The sequence below is a fragment of the Enterobacter cloacae complex sp. R_G8 genome, from assembly GCF_024599795.1.
GTDB lineage: Bacteria > Pseudomonadota > Gammaproteobacteria > Enterobacterales > Enterobacteriaceae > Enterobacter > Enterobacter dissolvens.
The window spans coordinates 1488496-1512922 of record NZ_CP102246.1; the positions used below are offsets into that span (position 1 = coordinate 1488496).

Sequence of the window (24427 nt, forward strand, 5' to 3'; positions counted from 1 at the left end):
CGATGCAATTGCGTAAATTACTTCTGCCAGGACTGCTTTCTGTTACGTTATTGAGTGGCTGTTCACTGTTCAGTGGCGAAGAAGACGTTGTGAAAATGTCCCCGCTGCCGACTGTTGAAAACCAGTTTACCCCGTCAACCGCGTGGAGCACCTCCGTCGGTGATGGAATTGGTGATTTCTACTCCAACCTGCATCCGGCTTTTGCTGACAGTGTTATCTATGCGGCTGACCGCAAAGGTACCGTAAAAGCGCTTAATGCCGATGACGGGAAAGAAGTGTGGTCCATTAACCTGGCGGAGAAAGACGGCTGGTTCTCCCGTAAACCTGCACTGCTTTCTGGCGGCCTGACCGTTGCCGGTGGCCACGTGTATGTGGGTAGCGAAAAAGCACAGGTCTATGCCCTGAACACAAGCGATGGTTCTGTTGCCTGGCAAACGACGGTTGCCGGTGAGTCTCTGTCTCGTCCGGTGGTGAGCGACGGCCTGGTGCTGATCCACACCAGCAATGGCCAGCTGCAGGCGTTGAATGAAGCCGATGGTCTGGTGAAATGGACCGTAAACCTGGATATGCCATCACTCTCCCTGCGCGGTGAATCTGCCCCGGCGACAGCCTTTGGTGCAGCCATTGTGGGGGGGGATAACGGTCGCGTGAGCGCGGTACTGATGCAGCAAGGTCAGATGATCTGGCAGCAGCGTATCTCTCAGGCGACGGGGTCAACTGAAATCGACCGTCTGAACGACGTCGACACGACGCCTGTTATCGTCAACGGTGTGGTTTATGCGCTGGCGTACAACGGCAACCTGACCGCGCTGGATCTGCGCAGTGGCCAGATCATGTGGAAACGTGAACTGGGCTCAGTGAATGATTTCATTGTTGATGGTAACCGTATCTATATGGTTGACCAGAACGACCGTCTGCTGGCGCTGAGCACCGATGGCGGCGTGACGCTGTGGACGCAAAGCGATCTGCTGCACCGTCTGTTGACCGCTCCGGCACTGTACAACGGTAGCCTGGTGGTGGGAGATAGCGAAGGCTATATGCACTGGATCGATCCGGAGACGGGTCGCTTTACTGCGCAGCAAAAAGTCGACGGCTCTGGCTTCCTCACCGACCCGGTTGTGGCTGACGGCAAACTGCTGATTCAGGCAAAAGACGGCACGCTGTACGCGATCACGCGTTAATTACCCGGCGGTTGTAGTATACTAAACGGCTCCTGTTCACTCAGGAGCCGTTTTGACATTTTTAAAAACGCCGCGAAAGCGACGTTATTTTGAATTTTATGAGGCTTCAAACATGGTACCTGTGGTCGCGCTTGTCGGGCGCCCTAACGTTGGAAAATCCACTCTTTTTAACCGTTTAACACGCACCCGTGATGCGCTGGTTGCGGATTTCCCGGGGCTGACGCGTGACCGTAAGTACGGTCGTGCAGAGGTGGAAGGACGCGAGTTCATCTGTATCGATACCGGTGGTATTGACGGGACAGAAGACGGCGTTGAAACCCGCATGGCGGAACAGTCTCTGCTGGCCATCGAAGAGGCAGACGTGGTGCTGTTCATGGTGGATGCCCGTGCAGGCCTGATGCCTGCGGATTCCGCCATCGCAAAACATCTGCGTTCGCGCGAAAAACCGACCTTCCTGGTGGCGAATAAAACTGACGGTATCGATGCCGATCAGGCGATCGCTGATTTCTGGTCTTTAGGTCTGGGTGACATCTACCCAATCGCCGCATCGCATGGCCGCGGTGTGACCAGCCTGCTGGAAACCGTTCTGCTGCCGTGGGTTGACGAAGTGAACCCGCCGGAAGAGGTGGACGAAGACGCTGAATACTGGGCGCAGTTCGAAGACGGTGAAGAAGGCGAAGAAGAAGAGCCTGAAGAGGCATTCAACCCGCAGGACCTGCCGATTAAACTGGCCATTGTGGGGCGTCCAAACGTAGGTAAGTCTACGCTTACTAACCGTATTCTGGGTGAAGAGCGCGTGGTGGTATACGACATGCCGGGCACCACCCGCGACAGCATCTACATCCCGATGCAGCGTGATGAGCGTGAGTATGTGCTCATCGACACCGCGGGTGTTCGTAAGCGCGGAAAAATCACCGATGTGGTGGAGAAATTCTCCGTCATCAAAACTCTGCAGGCGATTGAAGATGCCAACGTTGTGCTGCTGGTTATCGACGCGCGTGAAGGTATCTCCGATCAGGACCTGTCGCTGCTTGGCTTTATCCTCAATAGTGGGCGCTCACTGGTTATCGTCGTGAACAAGTGGGATGGCCTGAGCAATGAAGTTCGTGAGCAGGTGAAAGAGACGCTGGACTTCCGTCTGGGCTTCATCGATTTTGCTCGCGTGCACTTTATCTCTGCGCTGCACGGCAGCGGTGTGGGTAACCTCTTCGACTCCGTGCGTGAAGCGTATGACAGCTCCACCCGTCGTCAGAGCACCGCCATGCTGACCCGCATTATGAACATGGCAGCAGAAGACCATCAGCCGCCGCTGGTACGTGGCCGTCGCGTGAAGCTGAAATATGCCCACGCCGGTGGTTATAACCCGCCAATCGTGGTGATTCACGGCAACCAGGTGAAAGACCTGCCGGACTCCTACAAGCGTTATCTGATGAACTACTTCCGTAAATCGCTGGACGTGATGGGCACCCCTATCCGTATTCAGTTCAAGGAAGGGGATAACCCGTTTGCCAACAAGCGCAACACCCTGACGCCAAACCAGATGCGTAAGCGTAAGCGTTTGATTAAGCACATTAAGAAAAGCAAATAAGCGTTGCCGATCTCACAAAAACCCGCGCCTGTCGCGGGTTTTTTTCACCCATACAAAACGCCTGCCTTCCCTGTGTGATGTCAATCACTATTCGTTTTTAACCATGTTTAAATCTAAGAAAGTAGACAATCGTCGAATTTTCATCTTAAAGTCCAGGGTCTGGTACTAGACAAAACTAGCGCCTGGTTATCAAATGGTTAACTAACTTTTCGCCGCATGTAAAAAATCGGTCAGATACGTAACTGGCCGGCGTACGCGCGGTGCTTTCAGCACAACGACATACCTTTTGGGAGAATTATGCAATCCTCTGTTAATCAAAAAGAAAGCCGAACGTTCTTCGGCCATCCTTATCCGCTCGGTTCACTGTTTTTCACCGAGATGTGGGAGCGTTTCTCATTTTACGGCATTCGTCCGTTACTGATCCTCTTCATGGCCGCTACCGTCTATGACGGCGGCATGGGGCTGGCGCGTGAAAACGCCTCTGCGATTGTCGGTATCTTCGCCGGTACCATGTACCTGGCCGCGCTGCCGGGTGGCTGGCTGGCCGATAACTGGCTCGGCCAGCAGAGAGCCGTCTGGTACGGTTCGATTCTGATTGCGCTCGGCCACCTGTCGATTGCGCTTTCGGCCATCATGGGCGACAACCTGTTCTTTATCGGCCTGATGTTTATCGTGCTGGGATCGGGCCTGTTCAAGACCTGTATCTCCGTGATGGTGGGCACCTTGTATAAAAAAGGCGATGCGCGTCGTGACGGCGGTTTCTCGCTGTTCTATATGGGCATCAATATGGGCTCATTCATTGCACCGCTAATTTCTGGCTGGTTGATTAAAACCCACGGCTGGCACTGGGGCTTTGGTATTGGCGGCATCGGGATGCTGGTGGCGCTGATTATCTTCCGCGTGTTTGCCGTGCCGTCGATGAAACGCTACGACAGCGAAGTTGGCCTCGATTCCACCTGGAACAGCCCGGTGGTAAAACGCAAGGGCGTGGGCGCCTGGCTGCTGGCGCTGGCGGTAGGGGTGGCGGTTCTCGTCACGCTGATCGCCCAGGGTGTTATTGTGATTAACCCGGTCGCGGTAGCCAGCGTGCTGGTCTATGTCATCGCGGCGTCCGTTGCGCTCTACTTTATTTACCTGTTCATCTTCGCGGGGTTGACGCGTAAAGAGCGCGCCAGGCTGCTGGTCTGCTTTATCCTGCTGGTTTCCGCTGCGTTCTTCTGGTCGGCGTTTGAACAGAAACCCACCTCCTTTAACCTGTTTGCCAACGACTACACCAATCGCATGATCGGTGATTTCGAAATTCCGGCCGTGTGGTTCCAGTCGATCAACGCCCTGTTCATCATTCTGCTGGCACCGGTATTCAGCTGGGCGTGGCCGAAGCTTGCCACCATGAATATTCGTCCGAGCAGTATCACCAAGTTTGTTATCGGCATTCTCTGTGCGGCGGCGGGCTTTGGCCTGATGATGCTGGCAGCGCAGAATGTGCTTAACAACGGCGGGGCCGGGGTTTCTCCGTTCTGGCTGGTGGGCAGTATTCTGATGCTGACGCTGGGTGAGCTTTGCCTGAGCCCGATTGGCCTGGCGACCATGACGCTGCTGGCGCCAGAAAGAATGCGTGGTCAGATGATGGGACTCTGGTTCTGCGCGAGTGCGCTGGGTAACCTGGCCGCCGGTCTGATTGGCGGCCACGTGAAGGCCGACCAGCTGGATATGCTGCCGGATCTCTTCGCGCGTTGCTCCATTGCACTGCTGATTTGTGCTGCAGTCCTGATCGTTCTCATTGTGCCGGTTCGTCGCATGCTGGAAAATGCCCGGACGAAACCTGCCACTGAGGCGGTATAATCGATCTGCCGGGGCGACCACGACGCCCCGGCAACAAACTTAAGGAGTTAACATGTCGATCGCCTGTCCAACCTGCCATGCCGAGCTGGAGCCGCAAAACGGCGTGGCCCACTGCGACAATTGTCATAAAGATATCGCGCTCGAAGCCCGCTGCCCGGAGTGCCATCAGCCACTCCAGGTGTTAAAAGCCTGCGGCGCGGTGGATTACTTCTGCCAGAACGGCCACGGCCTGATCTCTAAAAAACGCGTGGAGTTTGTCCCTCTCGGGGCTTAATCACCCACGCAGCCTTCGCCTTTCTGCCAGAGATCGATCAGCGACTCGGGAGCTTCCTGCTCCGGAACTAGCACAATAATATCGGTGTACTGCGCCTCGTTGTGCCGGGTCCAGAAGATCTGAATACGGAAATAACGCTGATCGCCGCTCCCCGGCGACGAGGCCTGACTAGGCGGTTGTCCACGTGGAATGGCCTGCTCCAGTATGCTTACCACGCGCTGACGCTGCGCCTCGTTGAGGGATGAGAGCGTGATAGTGCGCTGCCCGCTCAGCTTGGGAATAAAAGCGACGCCGCCTTCGCGGGCCAGCTCAACCACGGCGTCATCCGTCAGTTCCGGTACCTGCATTTACAGCACTCCCACCTGTTCCCAGGCTTGTTTTATCGCCGTCCCAACGTCGCCACCGGAGCGTTTCTCGCCGTGGGCTATCGTCAGTCTGGCGAAGGCTTCAAAATCCGCATCCTGCGCCAGATTGCGATCGCAAACTGTGTCGTACCAGGCATAACCTGCTTTTTCCCAGGCGTAGCCACCAATGGCCGTCGCGGCCAGATAAAACGCCCGGTTGGGAATACCAGAATTCAGGTGAACGCCGCCGTTATCTTCACGCGTTTTGATGAAATCCTTCATGTGCGCCGGCTGCGGATCTTTACCGAGCAGGGGATCGTTATAGGCGGTACCCGGTTCCGACATGGAGCGCAACCCTTTACCGTTAATCCCTTTAGCCAGCAGCCCTTCACCAATCAGCCAGTCTGCTTTATCGGCGGTTTGCTTCAGACGGTACTGTTTAACCAGCGAGCCAAACACATCTGACAGCGACTCGTTCAGCGCGCCTGACTGCTCAAAATAGATAAGCCCGGCTTCGGTCTCGGTGACGCCGTGGCTGAGTTCATGCGCCACAACGTCGATGGCAATGGTAAAACGGTTAAATATTTCCCCGTCGCCATCGCCAAAGACCATCTGCTGGCCGTTCCAGAAGGCGTTCTGATATTCCCGGCCATAATGCACGGTGCCGGTCAAAATAAGCCCTTTATTATCGAGCGAATCGCGTTGATATTCTTTCCAGAAGAAATCATGGGTAATACCCAAGTACTCGTAGGCCTCATCCACCGCAACATCCCCGTTGGACGGCTGGCCTTCATAGCGCACCTGGGTGCCCGGCAGCTCCTGGGTCTGTTTCGCATCGTAAATATCACGCTCCAGCTGTCCGGCTTTATTGACGTGTGGCGCGGCGGGTTTGCCGGGCATATGGGCCATCAGCGTCTGGACATGGGTTAAGGTCTGGCGGGCACAGCGCTGCTGCGGCTCTGAACCGCTTTCGATAATACGACGAAGAATATAAGGGGGAATAACGCTCTGAAGATGTGGCATGCTGCTCTCCTTATTAAAAAAGGGAATAGCAGCAGTATAGTAAGTAACCGGCGAAGAATTATCCGCTTTTGCGCTGACGGGGCTTTTTCACCGGTTTAATTGATTTCACTTCGCTTTCCACCCAGCCGTCTGACAGACGCGTCGTCAGCATGTCACCGGCATTCACCTGTTTGGTTTGCTTCAGTACTTTGCCGTCAGTGGCGGTGGTTACGCTATACCCGCGCGCCAGGGTGGAAAGTGGACTAACCGCTTCAAGATGGGTCACCGCATTGCCAAAGCGTTCGCGGGTGGTGCTAAGTCGTGCCCGTACAGTTTCTGCCAGACGATACTCCAGCTGCTGAATGCGCGTTTGCGCACGGTAAATTTTCGGCTGCGGGTTTTGCTGGTTCAGGCGCTGCGTCACGCGCTGCTGACGCGTCATCACGCGCTTGAGCTGATTATCCAGCGCGACGTTCATGCGCTGGCGCAGACGCTCCAGCACGGTCTGCTGACGCGCAAGGCGAAGCTGTGGATGCTGCTGCTGCAGGCGGTGATGAAGCTGGGTAAAGCGGCGGGTACGATTCGCGAGGAAGTAGTCCATCGCCATCTCCAGACGCTGCTGGCCGTTCTGCAACTGACGCAGCAGCTCCAGCTGATTGCGGCTCACCACTTCCGCCGCTGCGGACGGCGTAGGTGCGCGTAAATCCGCAACGAAATCGGCTATCGTCACATCCGTTTCATGCCCGACCGCGCTCACTACGGGAATAACGCTGGCGAAAATCGCCCGCGCCACGCGCTCGTCGTTAAAGCTCCACAAATCTTCCAGCGAGCCGCCGCCACGCCCAACGATTAATACGTCGCACTCCTGCCGCGCGTTCGCCAGCGCAATGGCACGCACAATCTGGCCTGGCGCATCGTCACCCTGAACAGCGGTCGGGTAGATGATAACGGGCAGGGAAGGATCGCGACGCTTGAGGACATGCAAAATATCGTGCAGCGCGGCACCGGTTTTCGAGGTGATTACACCAACGCAGTGAGCGGGTGAGGGCAGGGGCTTTTTATACTGCTGATCGAACAACCCCTCTTGCGAGAGCGCGGCTTTTAGCTGTTCATACTTCTGCTGAAGTAAGCCTTCGCCCGCAGGTTGCATGCTCTCGACGATAATCTGGTAGTCGCCGCGCGGTTCATAGAGCGTGATATTGGCGCGCACCAGCACCTGCTGACCATGCTGAGGACGAAACGTCACGCGACGGTTGCTGTTACGGAACATGGCGCAGCGCACCTGGGCGGTGTCGTCTTTTAACGTAAAGTACCAGTGGCCGGAGGCTGGCTGCGTGAAGTTAGAGATCTCACCGCTGATCCAGACCTGCCCCATTTCCAGCTCAAGCAGCAAACGCACCGTCTGATTCAGGCGGCTGACAGTATAAATTGAGGGGGATTGAGAGGATAACATGTGAGCGGGATCAAATTCTAAATCAGCAAGTTATTCAGTCGATAGTAACCTGCTGAGAGGGGAGTGCAAGGTTTTTTTATAAAAAAGTGTGGATGCAATCGGTTACGCTCTGTATAATGCCACGGCAATATTTAACCACCCAGGTCAGAGATATTGCCCATGCTACGTATCGCTAAAGAAGCACTGACGTTTGACGACGTCCTCCTCGTTCCCGCTCATTCCACCGTTCTGCCGAATACTGCCGATCTCAGCACGCAGTTGACGAAAACCATTCGCCTGAACATTCCTATGCTCTCTGCGGCAATGGACACCGTGACTGAAGCGCGCCTGGCAATTGCCCTGGCACAGGAAGGTGGCATTGGCTTTATTCACAAAAACATGTCTATCGAGCGTCAGGCGGAAGAAGTTCGCCGCGTGAAGAAGCATGAATCCGGCATCGTATCCGATCCACAGACCGTTCTGCCTACCACCACCCTGCACGAAGTGAAAGCCCTGACCGAACGTAACGGCTTCGCCGGTTACCCGGTGGTGACTGAAGAAAACGAGCTGGTGGGTATCATCACTGGCCGTGACGTGCGTTTCGTGACCGACCTGAACCAGCCGGTTAGCGTATATATGACGCCAAAAGAGCGTCTGGTGACCGTGCGTGAAGGTGAAGCGCGTGATGTCGTGTTCGCAAAAATGCACGAAAAACGCGTTGAGAAAGCGCTGGTTGTGGATGCGAACTTCCATCTGCGCGGTATGATCACCGTTAAAGATTTCCAGAAAGCAGAACGTAAACCTAACGCCTGTAAAGACGAGCATGGCCGTCTGCGCGTTGGCGCTGCAGTTGGCGCAGGTGCCGGTAACGAAGAGCGTGTTGATGCGCTGGTTGCCGCAGGCGTTGACGTACTGCTGATTGACTCCTCCCACGGCCACTCCGAAGGCGTTCTGCAACGTATTCGCGACACCCGTGCGAAATATCCTGATCTGCAGATCATCGGCGGTAACGTGGCGACGGGCGCAGGTGCTCGCGCGCTGGCTGACGCAGGTTGCAGCGCGGTGAAAGTGGGTATCGGCCCAGGCTCTATCTGTACAACCCGTATCGTGACCGGCGTAGGTGTTCCGCAGATCACTGCGGTTTCCGACGCTGTTGAAGCGCTGGAAGGCACCGGTATTCCGGTCATCGCAGACGGCGGTATCCGCTTCTCTGGCGACATCGCTAAAGCGATCGCCGCAGGTGCTTCTGCGGTGATGGTTGGCTCCATGCTGGCAGGGACTGAAGAATCCCCGGGTGAAATCGAACTCTACCAGGGCCGTTCTTACAAATCTTACCGCGGTATGGGCTCTCTGGGCGCGATGTCCAAAGGTTCTTCTGACCGTTACTTCCAGACCGATAACGCTGCTGACAAACTGGTGCCGGAAGGTATCGAAGGGCGCGTTGCCTACAAAGGCCGTCTGAAAGAGATCATTCACCAGCAGATGGGCGGTCTGCGCTCCTGTATGGGTCTGACCGGCTGTGGTACCATTGACCTGCTGCGTACTAAAGCGGAATTCGTACGCATCAGCGGTGCGGGTATCCAGGAGAGCCACGTTCACGACGTGACGATCACCAAAGAGTCCCCGAACTACCGTCTGGGCTCCTGATAAGTTTCCGCGCCCGGCTCATGCCGGGCGCTCTGTTTTTGTTTCACTTGCCTCGGAATTAGCGTCAATGACGGAAAACATTCATAAACATCGCATTCTCATCCTGGACTTTGGTTCTCAGTACACTCAGCTGGTGGCGCGTCGCGTGCGTGAACTGGGCGTTTACTGTGAACTGTGGGCGTGGGATGTCACGGAAGCACAGATTCGCGAATTCAATCCAAGCGGCATCATCCTCTCCGGCGGCCCGGAAAGCACCACCGAAGATAACAGCCCGCGCGCACCACAGTACGTGTTCGAAGCGGGTGTACCGGTGTTCGGCGTTTGCTACGGTATGCAGACCATGGCAATGCAGCTGGGCGGCCACGTTGAAGGCTCTAACGAGCGTGAGTTTGGCTACGCACAGGTCGAAGTGGTGAACGACAGCGCGCTGGTGCGCGGTATCGAAGACTCCCTGACTGCAGACGGCAAACCGCTGCTGGACGTGTGGATGAGCCACGGCGATAAAGTGACCGCTATCCCGTCCGACTTCGTGACCGTTGCCAGCACCGAAAGCTGCCCGTTCGCGATTATGGCGAACGAAGAGAAACGCTTCTACGGCGTGCAGTTCCACCCGGAAGTGACTCACACCCGTCAGGGGATGCGCATGCTGGAGCGCTTCGTGCGCGATATCTGCCAGTGTGAAGCCCTGTGGACACCGGCTAAAATCATCGACGACGCCGTTGAGCGTATCCGTCAGCAGGTTGGCGATGACAAAGTCATTCTCGGCCTGTCCGGTGGCGTAGACTCCTCCGTAACCGCGATGCTGCTGCACCGCGCTATCGGTAAAAACCTGACCTGCGTATTCGTGGACAACGGTCTGCTGCGTCTGAATGAAGCCAAGCAGGTCATGGACATGTTCGGCGACCACTTCGGTCTGAACATCGTTCACGTGGAAGGCGAACAGCGCTTCCTGGACGCGCTGAAAGGCGAGAACGATCCGGAAGCCAAACGTAAGATCATTGGCCGCGTCTTCGTGGAAGTGTTCGACGAAGAAGCGCTGAAGCTGGACGACGTAAAATGGCTGGCGCAGGGCACCATCTACCCTGACGTGATCGAATCTGCGGCCTCCGCCACCGGTAAAGCACACGTCATCAAATCTCACCACAACGTGGGCGGCCTGCCGAAAGAGATGAAGATGGGTCTGGTTGAACCGCTGCGTGAGCTGTTCAAAGACGAAGTGCGTAAGATCGGTCTGGAACTGGGTCTGCCGTACGACATGCTCTACCGTCACCCGTTCCCGGGTCCGGGTCTGGGCGTGCGCGTGCTGGGCGAAGTGAAGAAAGAGTACTGCGACCTGCTGCGTCGCGCGGATGCTATCTTCATCGAAGAGCTGCACAAAGCTGACCTGTATAACAAAGTGAGCCAGGCGTTCACCGTGTTCCTGCCGGTTCGCTCCGTTGGCGTGATGGGCGATGGCCGCAAGTACGACTGGGTTGTTTCCCTGCGTGCGGTGGAAACCATCGACTTCATGACCGCGCACTGGGCGCACCTGCCGTATGACTTCTTAGGCCGTGTGTCTAACCGCATCATCAACGAAGTGAACGGTATTTCCCGCGTGGTGTATGACATCAGCGGTAAGCCACCGGCTACGATTGAGTGGGAATAATCCCGCTCTGAGTTAACATCAAAACCCTCTGCCTGTGCAGGGGGTTTTTTATTTCCTTACTTACCTTCACCCAACCTATACGCCAGCGCCACCACCAGCGACTGCACCAGACACAGCGTTGCCGACTGAGATCGAAACGCATCCACCTGCGCCTCTTTCACCACAAAGCAGAGATCGCTAAACGTCGCCAGTGGGCTAATCTGGCTGTCCGTAATCACAATCTGCCGCGCGCCGACGCTGGCGGCAGTTTCGCTAACCATCACCGTCTCTTCCGCGTACGGCGAGAAGCTGATCGACACCACGATGTCTCGCGCCTTAATGCGGCTGATCTGCTCACGCAGCATGCCGCCCATGCCGTCGAGCAGAATCGGGCGGCACTCCAGGTGGCTTAAAGCATAGGTGAGATAAGCAGCGACGCTAAAGGAGCGGCGCAGTCCGGCGATGTAGATGGTGTCCGCGTCGGCCAGCAGCTGCACGGCGCGCTCCAGCATCTCCGGTTCGGCGCGAGCGGCCAGCTGTTGCAGGGCCTGTGCGTTCGAGCGGGCGAACTCCTGCAGGATATCGAGCGGCGTTTCCGGCACGGCTTCGCTCTCCATTTCGCGGAACAGCCGCGCACGATCGCTGTAGCTGGCGGTCTCCTCCACCAGGTTCATACGAAACAGCTGTTTCATCTCGTTGAAGCCGGTGAAGTCAAAGGCATTGGCAAAACGGATCAGCGTCGAGGGCGGCACATCGGCACGCTCGGCAATGACCGCAACCGTATCAAACGCCACACTGTTCGTATTATCCAGTACATAGCGGGAGACCTGCTGCAGCCTCTTGCTCAGGCTATCGTAGCGATCGCGGATTTGCTGCTGCAGTTCGTTCAGGCTGGTTGCTGTCGTCATGTTATCCCCCAAATACAGTCTAATGATTCTAAACGCAAAACCGCGTCTTTTAAATGTTGGCCATCCATCTGGCAGCAAAAATGAAACAGAAACTTCACTCATTTCATCGCCTGAAAATCCTTAATAGCGCACGCTGCGTCAGTGTTGTTGGCTGTTAACATAAAAATCCATCTTTGATCACAATAATCATCATTTATTTTATTTCAACTTAAAATGGAATATTTGTTTCATATATAGTGTTCAGTACACAGTGTTCAGGTAACAGTCACGTATCAACAGCGAGAGGTTAAGGATGGAGACGGTAGCGAATTTTATTCACGGCGAATGTGTCACCGGTTCAGGCCAGCGCGTTCAGGCGATCTTCAACCCGGCCACTGGCGAGCAGATCCGCCAGGTGGTGATGAGTACGGCCCAGGAAACGGAGCAGGCGATTGCCGCCGCGCAGCAGGCGTTCCCGGCGTGGGCACGTCATGCTCCGCTTAAGCGCGCGCGCGTGATGTTCCGCTTCAAAGCGCTGCTGGAAGAGAATATGGAACGGCTGGCCCGTCTTATCAGTGAAGAGCACGGCAAAGTCTTCTCCGACGCGGTAGGCGAGCTGACCCGTGGCCTGGAAGTGGTGGAGTTCGCCTGTGGCATTCCGCATCTGCAAAAGGGTGAACACTCTGCCAACGTGGGCACCGGTGTGGACAGCCACTCGCTGATGCAGCCGCTCGGCGTCTGCGTCGGGATCACGCCGTTTAACTTCCCGGCAATGGTGCCGATGTGGATGTTCCCGATTGCGCTGGCAACCGGCAATACCTTCGTGCTGAAACCGTCAGAAAAAGATCCCTCTCTGGCGCTCGCGCTGGCAAAACTGCTGAAAGAGGCCGGCCTGCCGGACGGCGTGTTTAACGTGGTGCAGGGGGATAAAGAATCCGTTGATGTGCTCCTGACCGACCCGCGCGTGCAGGCCGTGAGCTTTGTTGGCTCCACGCCGATTGCGGAATACATCTACCAGACCGCGTCCGCCCACGGCAAACGCTGTCAGGCGCTGGGTGGGGCGAAAAACCACTGCATTCTGATGCCGGATGCCGACATGGAGATGGCGACCAACGCCATCATGGGCGCGGCCTACGGCGCGGCGGGGGAACGCTGTATGGCGCTTTCAGTGGTACTGGCGGTGGGCGATAACACCGCCGATGACCTCTGCGCCCGTCTGGAAAAACAGATTGCCGCGCTGCGTGTTGGGCCAGGGCTGGACCAGACGCCAGAAAACGAAATGGGGCCGCTTATCTCCTCCGCGCACCGCAGCAAGGTGCTGGGCTATATCGACAGCGGGGAAGCGCAGGGAGCGAAACTGCGCGTGGACGGCCGCGGCTTTAGCGTGCAGGGTCACGAGAAGGGCTATTTTGTCGGGCCGACGCTGTTCGATAATGTCACCCCGGAGATGACCATCTATAAGGAAGAAATTTTCGGCCCGGTGCTTTCTGTGGTGCGCGTAGCAGATTACGCCAGCGCGGTGGATCTGATTAACCGCCATGAATATGGTAATGGTTCAGCCATTTTCACCCGCGACGGCGGCTGCGCGCGCCGCTTCTGCGAAGAGGTGCAGGCGGGCATGGTGGGGGTTAATGTGCCGATCCCGGTGCCGATGGCGTTCCACAGTTTCGGCGGCTGGAAGCGCTCGATTTTTGGCGCGCTCAACGTTCACGGTAACGACGGCGTGCGGTTCTACACCCGAATGAAAACCGTCACCGCACGCTGGCCGGAAATGCAGCAGGAGACAGGCGCTGCGTTCTCCATGCCGACGCTGGGCTGACAGGAGGTTTTATGCAAACCGAACGTATGACCATGGCCCAGGCGCTGGTCCGGTTCCTTAATCAACAGTACGTCAGCATTGATGGCATTGAAACGCCCTTCGTGGAGGGTGTGGCGACCATTTTTGGTCATGGCAACGTGCTGGGCATCGGCCAGGCGCTGGAACAAGATCCGGGCCATCTGCAGGTAATGCAGGGCTGTAATGAGCAGGGCATCGCCCACATGGCGACGGGATTCGCCAAACAGCATCGCCGTCAGCGCATTTTCGCCGTGACCTCCTCCGTCGGGCCGGGCGCCGCCAATATGATCACCGCGGCGGCGACCGCCACGGCGAACCGTATTCCGTTGCTGCTGCTGCCGGGGGATATCTACGCCAGCCGCCAGCCGGACCCGGTGCTGCAGCAGATCGAGCAGTACCACGATCTCAGTATCAGCACCAACGACTGCTTCCGCCCGGTCTCCCGCTACTGGGACCGCATCAATCGCCCGGAGCAGTTAATGAGCGCGATGTTAAATGCGATGCGAACGCTCACTGACCCCGCAGATACCGGTGCAGTAACCCTTTGCCTGCCGCAGGACGTGCAGGGCGAAGCCTGGGATTACCCGCTGAGCTTCTTCGCGCGTCGCGTGCATCACATCGAGCGTCGACCGCCCGATCCGCAGCGTCTGGCGCAGGCGCAGGCGTTAGTTGCGCGCAAACGCCGTCCGCTGGTGGTGTGCGGCGGTGGCGTACGCTACTCCGGCGCGCATGAGGCGTTGCGCGAATTTGTCGAGACGCTACAGCTGCCGTTTGCCGAAACCCAGGCCGGAAAAGGGGCGCTGGTAAGTGACCACCCACTTAATATGGGTGGCGTGGGCGTGACGGGCGGAATGGCCGCCAACCAGCTTGCGCCGCAGGCCGATTTAGTGATTGGCGTAGGGACACGTCTTACCGATTTTACTACCGGCTCCAAGGCGCTCTTCTCCCACCCGGATGTCGAATTTCTGCTGCTCAACGTGGCCGAGTTTGACGCCCTGAAGCTCGACGCCACCGCGCTGATTGCCGATGCCCGGACCGGACTGCAGGCCTTAACCCACTCGCTCAGGGAGTATCGCAGCGGCTGGGGAGAGGAGATTGCGCAGGCGAAAGCCGCCTGGCACGACGAGTGCCGCCGTCTCTGGGATCGCCAGTGGCGCCCGGATGAGGCACCGGAAGTGGCGGGCCATCTTGATGCCCAGCTGACGGAATATGGCGAGACGCTCAACACCCGCCTGACCCAGACGCGGGTGCTGGGGCTGATTAATCAGCATGTTGAAGATAACGCCATCGTGGTGGGCGCAGCCGGTTCGCTGCCGGGAGATTTACAGCGCCTCTGGCAGGTCAAAACGCCTGATACCTATCATCTGGAGTACGGTTACTCCTGCATGGGTTACGAGATTGCGGCGGCGCTTGGCGCGAAGCTTGCCCGACCCGGGCAACCGGTTTACGCCATGGTGGGGGATGGCTCCTACATGATGCTGCACTCCGAGCTGCAAACCGCGGTGCAGGAGGGCATTAAAATCACCGTTCTGCTGTTTGATAACGCCAGTTTTGGCTGCATTAATAACCTGCAGATGGGGCATGGAATGGGAAGCTTCGGCACGGAAAACCGCCACCGTAACCCGCAGACCGGGCAGCTTGACGGGCCGCTGGTGAAGGTCGATTTCGCACAAAACGCGGAAAGCTACGGCTGTCGCGCGTGGCGGGTAGATGATGAGCAAAGCCTGCTGGCGGCGCTGGAGGCGTCCCGCGCCCATCCAGGCCCGACGCTGTTGGACATCAAAGTGCTGCCGAAAACCATGACCCACGATTACGCCTCATGGTGGCGAACCGGCGATGCGCAGGTAGCGGCGTCTCCTGCCGTGCGCGAAGCCGCAGCGCAGACGCAGGCGCAGGTGAAAAAAGCACGTCAGTATTAAGATTTCCCGCCGTAACGAAATTTTCATTTCATTTTCCTGTTTTCCCTCACCCTAACCCTCTCCCACCGGGAGAGGGGACGGAACGGTACGATTTTTACTCCCTCTCCCACGGGGAGAGGGCTGGGGTGAGGGGAAGTGGTCCTCTCTTTCATGTTGTGAGATTGATAACAAAATTTATCTCATTCATCTCAAAAGTGTTAACCCGCACTCAAAAACATAATTTTCACTATTTATAAAAATGAAATAAATGTTTTATTTAAAGGGTCGTTAGTTCACAGCATTCACCAACACCGGGAGCCGTTATGTTTAACATTGCTTTACTGGGCGCTGGCCGAATTGGCCAGGTACATGCAGCTAACATCGCCAGCCACAGCGCGACCACGCTCTGGTCCGTGGTTGACCCGAATCAGGAATTTGCCACCCGTCTCGCCACGCAGTATCAGGCCCGCCAGCAGAGCCTGGTTGAGGCGATGACCGACCCAGACGTTCATGCCGTGCTGATCGCCTCGGCGACCGATACCCATGCGGACCTGATTGAAATGGCCGCCCGTCATGGCAAAGCCATCTTCTGTGAAAAACCGGTACACCTCGACCTCGCCCGCGTGCGTGACTGCCTGAAAGTGGTCAAAGAGTACGACGTGCCGCTGTTCATCGGCTTTAACCGTCGCTTTGACCCGCAGTTCCGCCGCGTGAAAACCGATGCGCAGGCCGGGCGTATCGGCAAACCGGAATCGCTGCTGATCATCTCCCGCGATCCGTCTCCACCACCGGCGGAGTATGTCCGCGTCTCTGGCGGCATGTTCCGCGATATGACCATTCACGATTTTGATATGGCGCGCTTCATCATGGGTGAAGAGCCGGTGTCAGTGTATGCCCAGGGCAGTAACCTGGTGGATCCGGCGATTGGCGAGGCGGGGGACATCGACACCGCATTTATCGTTCTGAAATATGCCTCCGGCGCAATGGCGACCATCGTCAACAGCCGCCGCTCCTCGTATGGCTACGACCAGCGCCTGGAGCTGCACGGCTCTGAAGGGCTGCTCTGCGCGGGCAATATTCTTGAAAATCAGGTGCAGCACTACGGCAAACAGGGTTGCACCAGCGCGCTGCCGGAACACTTCTTCCTGCAGCGCTACAAATCCGCTTACGCCGCGGAATGGGAACACTTTGTTGCGGTATTGCGCGGCGAAGCGGTGCCTGACTGCAGCGGCGATGATGGTGAACGTGCGCTGTACCTCGCGGATAAAGCGCTGGAGTCGCTGCGTAGCCAGCGCGAGATCGTCCTCTAAACACAACCACCCTACACAGAGAGACATAATAATGAAAAAGCTGATCTTAGCCGCCCTCATCGCCATGACGTCCGGGGCCGCCCTCGCCGAAAACGAGCAAATTGTTTTCAGTACGCCAAACCTGGCGATGCCGTTTGAAGTGCACATGCAGCGCACGGCGGTGAAAGCCGCAAAAGAGATGGGCGTAAAGTTGCAGGTGCTGGACGGGCAGGGCAGTTCACCAAAACAGGTGGCTGACCTGGAAAACGCCATCACCCGTGGAGCGCAGGGGTTCATCGTCTCCCCGAACGACGTGAACGCGGTCTCCAGCGCGGTGGATGAAATTCAGGATGCGAAGCTGCCGGTGGTCACGCTCGACCGCTCCGTCGACAGCCAGAAGAAAGTGCCGCACTTTGGCGCCAACAACTATAAAGGCGGCCAGGCGATTGGCGACTTCGTGAAAAGCAAATTCCCCGACGGGGCAGAGATCATTCTGCTCACCGGTCAGCCGGGCTCCTCTTCCAACATCGAACGCACCAAAGGGATCCGCGACAGCCTGAAAGCGGGTGGCGATAAATACAAGATCGTCGCCGATCAGACCGGCAACTGGATGCGTTCTGAAGGGATGCGCATTGTAGAAAGCGTTCTGCCGTCACTGCCGAAACGCCCGCAGGTGATCCTCTCCGCCAACGACGATATGGCGCTGGGCGCGATTGAAGCCCTGCAGAGCCAGGGCGTGAAGCCCGGTGAAATCCTGGTGACCGGCTTTGATGCGGTTCCTGAAGCGCTGGCCCGCGTGCGTGACGGCTGGCTGGCGGTGACTGCGGATCAGCGCCCGGGCTTTGCGGTGCAAACGGCAATGAGCCAGCTGGTGGCCAACGTGCGTGAGAAGAAAGCCATCACTGGCGCGGACTACCCGCCAACGCTTATCACCAAAGAGAACCTGCAGCAGGCTGAGCGTATCGGTGAGGCCGGTAACTAACATGTCCCGAGCCGCCTTTGGCGGCTCATCATGAGGAGGAGCAGACTGATGTCGCAACCCTTACTGAAAGTGACCGAGCTGGCGAAAAGCTTTTCCGGCGTCTGGGCGCTGAGCAATGCCCAGTTGACCGTCGGGCCGGGAGAAATCCACGCCCTGCTGGGGGAAAACGGGGCGGGAAAATCCACGCTGCTGAAGGCGCTTGCGGGCGCGCAGCCGCAAACGCGCGGGGAGATCTGGTTCAACGGCGAAACGCTGCCGGTAGATGACTCCCCGGTGGAACGACAGAACAAGGGCATTATTACCATCTATCAGGAATTTAACCTGCTGCCCAACATGACCGTCGCGGAAAACATGTTCCTGGGGCGCGAGCCGCGCAAGCGGAACCTGATCGTCGATGAAAAAGCGGTAAACCAGGAGGCGCAGGTCATTCTCGATTACCTGCAGCTGAACGTTGCGCCGACCACGCCTGTCGCCCGCCTGAGCGTCGCCCAGCAGCAGATGGTGGAGATCGCCCGGGCGCTGACCCTCAACGCCCGCTTAATCATTATGGACGAACCTTCCGCCGCGCTGAGCGACAGCGAGGTGGAAAGCCTGCACCGCGTGGTGCGGGAGCTTAAAAACCGCGGCGTGAGCATTATCTATGTAACACATCGCCTGCATGAAGTTTTCCAGCTCTGCGACCGTTTCACCGTTTTTCAGGATGGCCGTTTCACCGGCACCGGCGCGGTGGCAGAAACGAACGTAGAGCAGCTGATCCGCCTGATGGTCGGGCGCGACGTGGCGTTTAACCGCCGTCCCGCCAGCGAAACCCATCATGAGGATAAACCCATCCGTCTGGCCGTGAAGGGGCTGAGCCGCGAAAAGCCGCCGCTGGATCCGCACGGTATTGCCCTGCATGACATCAGCTTCCATGTCCACGCGGGTGAGGTGCTGGGTATCGCCGGACTGGTGGGTGCAGGACGCACCGAAGTGGCCCGCTGCCTGTTTGGCGCAGACGCCTTTACTTCTGGCAGCTTTGAGCTGGACGGCGTGCCGTACCAGCCGCGCGACCCGCTGTATGCCCTCGATCAGGGCGTGGCGCTGGTGCCGGAAGATCGCAAAAAAGAGGGGGCGGTGCTGGGGCTGTCGATTCGCGACAACCTGTCGCTCTCCTGCCTTTCGTCACTGCTGCACTGGCGCTGGTTCGTCAATACCCGCAAAGAAGACGATCTGATTGAGTCCTACCGCCAGGCGCTGCAGATCAAAATGGTCAACAGCGCGCAGGAGGTGCGCAAGCTCTCCGGCGGTAACCAGCAAAAAGTGATCCTCGCGCGCTGCATGGCGCTCAACCCGCGGGTGCTGATCGTCGATGAGCCAACGCGTGGCATCGACGTGGGGACCAAATCAGAAGTGCACCAGGTGCTGTTTGACATGGCGAAAAAGGGCGTGGCGGTGATTGTGATCTCCTCCGATCTGCCTGAAGTGATGGCGGTGTCCGACCGGATCATCACCCTGAGCGAAGGCCGGGTCACCGGCGAGATCCACGGCGATGATGCCAACGAAGAGCGGCTGATGACGATGATGGCCATCAACCACAACGCCCTGAACGCGGCATAACGGAGTTTCTCATGACGCAGATGATTTCTAAAACGCAGGCCCCGGTCAAACGCGCCGGACGCATCGATCCCATTGCCTTCTTCGAGCGCTTTGGGGTGCTGATTTTCATGATCCTGCTGCTGATCTTCTTCCAGTCGCAGAACAGCAATTTTTTCTCTGAACGCAACATTTTCAACATCCTGACCGAAGTCTCCATCTACGGGATCATGGCCGTGGGGATGACCTTCGTCATCCTGACCGCCGGGATCGACCTCTCCGTCGGATCCATTCTGGCGGTGTGCGCCATGACCGCGGCGTACGTGATTAAAGGCGACAACTTTACCACCGTCGACCCGAACGCCTGGGGCGGCATGAGCTGGCTGATAGGGCTGGGGATTTGTCTGGCGATGGGCACGGCGATTGGCTTCCTGCACGGCCTGGGCGTCACCCGCCTGCGCCTGCCGCCGTTCATCGTCACCCTCGGGGGGATGACCATCTGGCGCGGCCTGACCCTGGTGATTAACGACGGCGCGCCAATCGCCGGTTTCGATCAGGGCTACCGCTGGTGGGGGCGCGGCGAGCTGCTCGGTATCTCCATTCCGATCTGGATCTTCGCCATCGTTGCCATTGGCGGTTATCTGGCGCTGCACAAAACCCGCTGGGGGCGCTTCGTCTACGCCATCGGCGGCAACCCGGAGGCGGCGCGACTGGCGGGGGTGAACGTCAAGCGTGTGCTGGTCAGCGTCTATGTGCTGATTGGCTGTCTGGCGGGGCTGGCGGGCTTCATCCTGAGCGCGCGTCTGGGGAGCGCCGAGGCGGTGGCCGGGATCTCCTTTGAGCTGCGCGTCATTGCCTCGGTGGTGATTGGCGGCACCTCGCTGATGGGCGGCTACGGACGCATCGGCGGCACCATTATCGGCTCCATCATTATGGGCATTCTGATTAACGGCCTGGTGCTGATGAACGTCTCGGCTTACTACCAGCAGATTATCACCGGGTTAATTATCGTTCTGGCGGTGGCGTTTGACACCTACGCCAAGAGCCGTCGCGGCGCACTGTGAGGATCACGATGAAAGAGGTTCGTATTGGATTGATTGGCACCGGGTATATCGGCAAGGCGCATGCCATCGCCTATGCCCAGGCCCCGACGGTGTTCAACCTGCGCGGCAAGCTGGTGCGTGAGATGGTGGCCGAGGTGAACCCGACGCTGGCGGCAGAGCGCGCGCAGGCGTTTGGCTTTAACCGGTCAACCGGAGACTGGCGGGCGCTGGTGGCCGACCCGGCCATTGATGTGGTGGATATTTGCTCGCCCAACCATCTGCATAAAGAGATGGCGCTGGAGGCGATCCGTCACGGCAAGCACGTTTACTCGGAAAAACCGCTGGCGCTGAACGCCCCCGATGCGCGTGAGATGGTGGAGGCCGCGAAGCGGGCAGGGGTGAAAACCCTGGTGGGGTTCAACTACATGAAAAACCCGACGGCGCAGCTGGCGAAAGAGATTATCGCCCGCGGCGAAATAGGCGAGGTGATCCACTTCTACGGCACCCACAACGAAGACTATATGGCTGACCCGCTTTCGCCCATTCACTGGCACTGCTTCAAAGAGACTGCCGGGCTGGGGGCGCTGGGCGATCTGGCGGCGCATATCGTCAATATGGCGCAGTACCTGGTGGGGGAGATTGAGCAGGTTTGCGGCGACCTGAAGATTGTGGTCCCGGCACGTCCGGCAAAGGCCGGGTCGTCGGAGATGATTGCCGTCGAAAACGAGGATCAGGCCCACGCGATGGTACGTTTCGCGGGCGGGGCGCAGGGTGTGATTGAAACCTCCCGCGTCGCCTGCGGCCGCAAGATGGGGCTGTCGTATGTGATCACCGGGACGAAGGGCGCCATTAGCTTCACTCAGGAGCGCATGGCCGAGCTGAAGCTCTATCTGCATGACGATCCGGTCAACCGTCAGGGGTTCCGCACGCTGCTGGTCGGCCCGGCACACCCGGACTACGGCGCGTTCTGTATGGGGGCAGGCCACGGTATTGGCTTTAACGATCAAAAAACGGTGGAAGTGCGTGACCTGGTGGATGGCATTGCCGCCGACGCACCGATGTGGCCGGACTTTGAAGAGGGCTGGAAGGTCTCGCGCGTGCTGGACGCGATCGCACTCTCACACCAGCAAGGCCGCTGGCTGAACGTGAATGATATTGTCTGAAGAGGTATCAACGTGGAAAAGCAGTTTGATGTGATATGCATGGGCCGCGTGGCGGTAGACCTCTACAGTCAGCAGATTGGTGCGCGGCTGGAGGATGTGTCGAGCTTTGCCAAATATCTCGGCGGCTCGTCCGGCAACGTGGCGTACGGCACGGCGCGCCAGGGGCTGCGTTCGTCGATGCTGGCGCGCGTGGGCGACGAGCATATGGGCCGGTTCCTGCGCGAAGAGCTAAATCAGGTGGGCTGTGATACCAGCCATCTGATCACCGATAAAACACGCCTCACGGCGCTGGTGCTACTCGGCATTAAAGACCGGGACACCTTTCCTCTGATTTTTTATCGCGATAACTGCGCGGATATGGCCATTACGGCCAGCGATGTGGACGAAAACTACATCGCCTCCGCACGGTGTCTTGCCATCACCGGGACTCACCTTTCTCATCCCCAGACCCGCGAGGCGGTGCTGACGGCGCTGGGTTACGCCCGCCGTCACGGCGTACGCACGGTGCTGGACATTGATTACCGCCCGGTGCTGTGGGGGCTGACCTCCTTAGGCGACGGCGAAACACGCTTTATCGCGGCCGATCAGGTCACCCGCGAGCTGCAGGAGGTGCTGCACCTCTTCGACGTCATTGTCGGCACCGAGGAGGAGTTCCACATTGCGGGCGGCAGCACCGACACCCTGCAGGCGCTGGCGCAGGTGCGTGCCGTGAGCCAGGCCACGCTGGTCTGCAAACGCGGCGCGCTTGGCTGTTCGGTCTATACCGGTGCCATTCCGGCCCGTCTGGATGACGGCCTGACGGTGACCGGCGTGCGCGTGGAGGTGCTGAACGTCCTCGGCGCGGGGGACGCGTTTATGTCCGGCCTGCTGCGCGGCTACCTGAACGATGAAGGCTGGGAACAGGCATGTCGCTATGCCAACGCCTGCGGCGCGCTGGTGGTTTCGCGCCACGGCTGCGCCCCGGCAATGCCGAGCAAAACTGAGCTGGATGACTATCTCTCGCGCGCCGCACTCGTTCCACGCCCGGATCTCGACCCGCGTCTGAACCATCTGCACCGGGTCACCACCCGTCGCCGCGAATGGCCGGAGCTGTGCGTAATGGCGTTCGATCACCGCAGCCAGCTTGAAGATATGGCGCTGCAGTGCGGGGCGTCGCTCAAACGTATTCCGGCGCTCAAGCAGCTGATCCTGCAGGCCAGCCGCGAGGCGGCGAGCCGTGCCGGGCTGGCAGGCAAAGCGGGTCTGCTGTGTGACGGTACGTTTGGTCAGGACGCGCTTAACGCCATTACCGGCGAAGGGTGGTGGATCGGGCGGCCCATTGAGCTGCCGGGCTCCCGTCCGCTGGAGATGGAGCACGGCAACATCGGCACCCAGCTTATCAGCTGGCCGCAGGAGCACGTGGTGAAGTGCCTGGTCTTTTTCCACCCGGAAGACGCCCACGGCCTGCGCCTGGAGCAGGAGCAGAAAATTGCCGAGGTCTACCACGCCTGCTGCCAGTCCGGGCATGAGCTGCTGCTGGAGGTGATATTGCCCGCCAGCATGCCGCGCAGCGATGAACTTTATCTGCGCGCTATCTCCCGCTTTTACAACCTGGGTATTTACCCGGACTGGTGGAAATTGCCGCCGCTGACATCCGATGGCTGGACGGCACTGAGCGAGATTATCCGGCGTCGGGATCCGCACTGCCGTGGGGTGGTGATCCTTGGGCTGGATGCGCCTGCCGAGCAGCTGCGTGCCGGGTTTAACGCCGCGGCAGGGCACGAACTGGTGAAAGGATTTGCCGTGGGGCGCACGCTGTTTGGCGAAGCTTCCCGCGCATGGCTGAAACACGATATCGACGATGCGCAGCTGGTGGCGCGCATCCGGGACAATTACCTGCAGCTTATCGCCTGGTGGCGCGAGCGCGGACACGCATAATGGAGACGACAATGAGTGTGCAATTAGGCATTAACCCGCTGACATGGACTAACGACGATCTGCCTTCCCTTGGTGCCGAAACGCCGCTGGAGACCTGTCTGAGCGAGGGGAAAGAGGCCGGTTTTGCCGGTTTCGAACTGGGCAACAAATTCCCGCGTGAAGCGCGCCTGCTTGGCCCCATTTTGCAGCGCCACGATCTGCAGCTGGTCTCTGGCTGGTACTCCGGTCGCCTGCTGGAGCGCAGCGTGGAAGAGGAGATTGCTGCCGTGCAGTCCCACCTGACGCTGCTGCGTGAGCTGGGGGCTAAAGTGCTGGTATTTGCGGAGGTGAGCGGCTGCATTCACGGCGAGCAGCAGACGCCGGTGCATCTGCGCCCGCGCTTCCCGCTGGCACGCTGGAAGGAGTATGGCGAGAAGCTCACGGAATTTGCCCTCTACACCCAGCAGCAGGGCGTGCAAATTGCCTATCACCACCATATGGGGACGGTAATTGAGTCCGCCGACGACGTGGACAACCTGATGACCCATACCGGCGAAGAGGTCGGGTTGCTGCTGGACACCGGTCACCTGACCTTTGCCGGGGCCGACCCGCTGGCGGTGGCGCAGCGCTGGGCGTCGCGCATCAACCACGTTCACTGCAAAGACGTGCGTGCCGACGTGCTGGCGGATGTCAAAAACCGCAAAACCAGCTTCCTCGATGCGGTGCTGAGCGGCGTATTTACCGTGCCGGGCGACGGTTGCGTGGATTATCCGCCGATCATGCAGCTGCTGAAAGCGCAGGATTATCACGGCTGGCTGGTGGTGGAGGCGGAGCAGGATCCGGCGATTGCCCATCCGCTGACCTATGCCCGTCTGGGGTATAACAACCTGAGCCGCCTGGCGCGCGACGCCGGGCTTATCTGAGGA

General features: G+C 58.5%; 19 protein-coding genes. 15 read left to right on the forward strand and 4 right to left on the reverse strand.

Annotated elements, in window-relative coordinates:
• Positions 1-2: 2 nt before the first annotated feature.
• The 4 genes from bamB to NQ842_RS07150 all read left to right on the forward strand — a co-directional run bounded on the left by bamB (position 3) and on the right by NQ842_RS07150 (position 4885).
• On the forward strand, positions 3-1181 hold the full coding sequence (bamB, locus tag NQ842_RS07135) for an outer membrane protein assembly factor BamB (protein ID WP_046888208.1): 1179 nt from the start codon (positions 3-5) through the stop codon (positions 1179-1181).
• 112 nt (positions 1182-1293) lie between these two features.
• The gene (gene der / locus NQ842_RS07140) at positions 1294-2769 is read left to right on the forward strand and encodes a ribosome biogenesis GTPase Der (RefSeq protein WP_014832892.1); all 1476 of its coding nucleotides are present in this window, start codon (positions 1294-1296) and stop codon (positions 2767-2769) included.
• 297 nt (positions 2770-3066) lie between these two features.
• Positions 3067-4611, forward strand: coding sequence for a peptide MFS transporter (locus NQ842_RS07145; protein ID WP_014832891.1), 1545 nt, complete (start codon positions 3067-3069; stop codon positions 4609-4611).
• 52 nt (positions 4612-4663) lie between these two features.
• Positions 4664-4885 (forward strand): zinc ribbon domain-containing protein, encoded by a 222-nt coding sequence (locus NQ842_RS07150; protein ID WP_014832890.1) that lies wholly within the window; start codon positions 4664-4666, stop codon positions 4883-4885.
• On the opposite strand, the gene NQ842_RS07155 is transcribed toward NQ842_RS07150, so the two are convergent.
• The 3 genes from NQ842_RS07155 to xseA are packed head-to-tail and all read right to left on the reverse strand — an operon-like array spanning position 4882 to position 7684.
• On the reverse strand, positions 4882-5232 hold the full coding sequence (locus NQ842_RS07155) for a protealysin inhibitor emfourin (protein ID WP_257256670.1): 351 nt from the start codon (positions 5230-5232) through the stop codon (positions 4882-4884). The two genes, NQ842_RS07150 and NQ842_RS07155, sit on opposite strands and share 4 nt — an antisense overlap.
• Positions 5233-6252 carry a M4 family metallopeptidase gene (locus NQ842_RS07160; RefSeq protein WP_063427668.1) on the reverse strand — a complete coding sequence of 340 codons (1020 nt, stop codon included), beginning with the start codon at positions 6250-6252 and terminating at the stop codon, positions 5233-5235.
• 58 nt (positions 6253-6310) lie between these two features.
• A complete protein-coding gene (gene xseA / locus NQ842_RS07165; RefSeq protein ID WP_257256671.1) occupies positions 6311-7684 on the reverse strand; it encodes an exodeoxyribonuclease VII large subunit in 1374 nt (457 codons plus the stop codon).
• Positions 7685-7843: 159 nt separating this feature from the next.
• Between xseA and guaB the strand changes: the two genes are divergently transcribed.
• On the forward strand, positions 7844-9310 hold the full coding sequence (gene guaB / locus NQ842_RS07170; RefSeq protein WP_013098265.1) for an IMP dehydrogenase: 1467 nt from the start codon (positions 7844-7846) through the stop codon (positions 9308-9310).
• 67 nt (positions 9311-9377) lie between these two features.
• The gene (gene guaA, locus NQ842_RS07175; RefSeq protein ID WP_118283831.1) at positions 9378-10955 is read left to right on the forward strand and encodes a glutamine-hydrolyzing GMP synthase; all 1578 of its coding nucleotides are present in this window, start codon (positions 9378-9380) and stop codon (positions 10953-10955) included.
• Between the two features lie 56 nt (positions 10956-11011).
• Here guaA and NQ842_RS07180 read toward each other — a convergent pair whose 3' ends face one another.
• On the reverse strand, positions 11012-11842 hold the full coding sequence (locus tag NQ842_RS07180) for a MurR/RpiR family transcriptional regulator (protein ID WP_008502123.1): 831 nt from the start codon (positions 11840-11842) through the stop codon (positions 11012-11014).
• A gap of 292 nt (positions 11843-12134) precedes the next feature.
• On the opposite strand from NQ842_RS07180, the gene NQ842_RS07185 reads away from it, so the two are divergent.
• The 9 genes from NQ842_RS07185 to iolE all read left to right on the forward strand — a co-directional run bounded on the left by NQ842_RS07185 (position 12135) and on the right by iolE (position 24424).
• Positions 12135-13640 (forward strand): CoA-acylating methylmalonate-semialdehyde dehydrogenase, encoded by a 1506-nt coding sequence (locus NQ842_RS07185; protein WP_257256672.1) that lies wholly within the window; start codon positions 12135-12137, stop codon positions 13638-13640.
• Between the two features lie 11 nt (positions 13641-13651).
• Positions 13652-15577 carry a 3D-(3,5/4)-trihydroxycyclohexane-1,2-dione acylhydrolase (decyclizing) gene (gene iolD, locus NQ842_RS07190; RefSeq protein WP_257256673.1) on the forward strand — a complete coding sequence of 642 codons (1926 nt, stop codon included), beginning with the start codon at positions 13652-13654 and terminating at the stop codon, positions 15575-15577.
• 302 nt (positions 15578-15879) lie between these two features.
• On the forward strand, positions 15880-16866 hold the full coding sequence (iolG, locus tag NQ842_RS07195; RefSeq protein WP_014832882.1) for an inositol 2-dehydrogenase: 987 nt from the start codon (positions 15880-15882) through the stop codon (positions 16864-16866).
• 31 nt (positions 16867-16897) lie between these two features.
• Positions 16898-17827 carry a sugar ABC transporter substrate-binding protein gene (locus NQ842_RS07200; RefSeq protein WP_013098256.1) on the forward strand — a complete coding sequence of 310 codons (930 nt, stop codon included), beginning with the start codon at positions 16898-16900 and terminating at the stop codon, positions 17825-17827.
• A gap of 48 nt (positions 17828-17875) precedes the next feature.
• Positions 17876-19423, forward strand: coding sequence for a sugar ABC transporter ATP-binding protein (locus tag NQ842_RS07205; RefSeq protein ID WP_029882255.1), 1548 nt, complete (start codon positions 17876-17878; stop codon positions 19421-19423).
• A gap of 11 nt (positions 19424-19434) precedes the next feature.
• The gene (locus NQ842_RS07210; RefSeq protein WP_049005552.1) at positions 19435-20463 is read left to right on the forward strand and encodes an ABC transporter permease; all 1029 of its coding nucleotides are present in this window, start codon (positions 19435-19437) and stop codon (positions 20461-20463) included.
• A gap of 8 nt (positions 20464-20471) precedes the next feature.
• On the forward strand, positions 20472-21605 hold the full coding sequence (locus tag NQ842_RS07215) for a Gfo/Idh/MocA family protein (protein WP_125365402.1): 1134 nt from the start codon (positions 20472-20474) through the stop codon (positions 21603-21605).
• Between the two features lie 12 nt (positions 21606-21617).
• Positions 21618-23522 (forward strand): 5-dehydro-2-deoxygluconokinase, encoded by a 1905-nt coding sequence (iolC, locus tag NQ842_RS07220; RefSeq protein WP_257256674.1) that lies wholly within the window; start codon positions 21618-21620, stop codon positions 23520-23522.
• Positions 23523-23533: 11 nt separating this feature from the next.
• Positions 23534-24424: a myo-inosose-2 dehydratase gene (gene iolE / locus NQ842_RS07225; RefSeq protein WP_257256675.1), complete on the forward strand. Its 891-nt coding sequence runs from the start codon at positions 23534-23536 to the stop codon at positions 24422-24424.
• Positions 24425-24427 lie beyond the last annotated feature (3 nt).

Excerpts from the sequence above, each read along its gene's own strand:
- iolG (WP_014832882.1), top strand. The coding sequence starts at position 15,880 with ATGTTTAACATTGCTTTACTGGGCGCTGGCCGAATTGGCCAGGTACAT.
- NQ842_RS07205 (WP_029882255.1), top strand. The coding sequence starts at position 17,876 with ATGTCGCAACCCTTACTGAAAGTGACCGAGCTGGCGAAAAGCTTTTCC.
- NQ842_RS07185 (WP_257256672.1), top strand. The coding sequence starts at position 12,135 with ATGGAGACGGTAGCGAATTTTATTCACGGCGAATGTGTCACCGGTTCA.
- NQ842_RS07180 (WP_008502123.1), bottom strand. The coding sequence starts at position 11,842 with ATGACGACAGCAACCAGCCTGAACGAACTGCAGCAGCAAATCCGCGAT.
- bamB (WP_046888208.1), top strand. The coding sequence starts at position 3 with ATGCAATTGCGTAAATTACTTCTGCCAGGACTGCTTTCTGTTACGTTA.
- NQ842_RS07215 (WP_125365402.1), top strand. The coding sequence starts at position 20,472 with ATGAAAGAGGTTCGTATTGGATTGATTGGCACCGGGTATATCGGCAAG.
- NQ842_RS07200 (WP_013098256.1), top strand. The coding sequence starts at position 16,898 with ATGAAAAAGCTGATCTTAGCCGCCCTCATCGCCATGACGTCCGGGGCC.
- NQ842_RS07210 (WP_049005552.1), top strand. The coding sequence starts at position 19,435 with ATGACGCAGATGATTTCTAAAACGCAGGCCCCGGTCAAACGCGCCGGA.
- NQ842_RS07155 (WP_257256670.1), bottom strand. The coding sequence starts at position 5,232 with ATGCAGGTACCGGAACTGACGGATGACGCCGTGGTTGAGCTGGCCCGC.
- iolE (WP_257256675.1), top strand. The coding sequence starts at position 23,534 with ATGAGTGTGCAATTAGGCATTAACCCGCTGACATGGACTAACGACGAT.
- xseA (WP_257256671.1), bottom strand. The coding sequence starts at position 7,684 with ATGTTATCCTCTCAATCCCCCTCAATTTATACTGTCAGCCGCCTGAAT.
- NQ842_RS07145 (WP_014832891.1), top strand. The coding sequence starts at position 3,067 with ATGCAATCCTCTGTTAATCAAAAAGAAAGCCGAACGTTCTTCGGCCAT.
- NQ842_RS07160 (WP_063427668.1), bottom strand. The coding sequence starts at position 6,252 with ATGCCACATCTTCAGAGCGTTATTCCCCCTTATATTCTTCGTCGTATT.
- NQ842_RS07150 (WP_014832890.1), top strand. The coding sequence starts at position 4,664 with ATGTCGATCGCCTGTCCAACCTGCCATGCCGAGCTGGAGCCGCAAAAC.
- iolD (WP_257256673.1), top strand. The coding sequence starts at position 13,652 with ATGCAAACCGAACGTATGACCATGGCCCAGGCGCTGGTCCGGTTCCTT.
- guaA (WP_118283831.1), top strand. The coding sequence starts at position 9,378 with ATGACGGAAAACATTCATAAACATCGCATTCTCATCCTGGACTTTGGT.
- guaB (WP_013098265.1), top strand. The coding sequence starts at position 7,844 with ATGCTACGTATCGCTAAAGAAGCACTGACGTTTGACGACGTCCTCCTC.
- der (WP_014832892.1), top strand. The coding sequence starts at position 1,294 with ATGGTACCTGTGGTCGCGCTTGTCGGGCGCCCTAACGTTGGAAAATCC.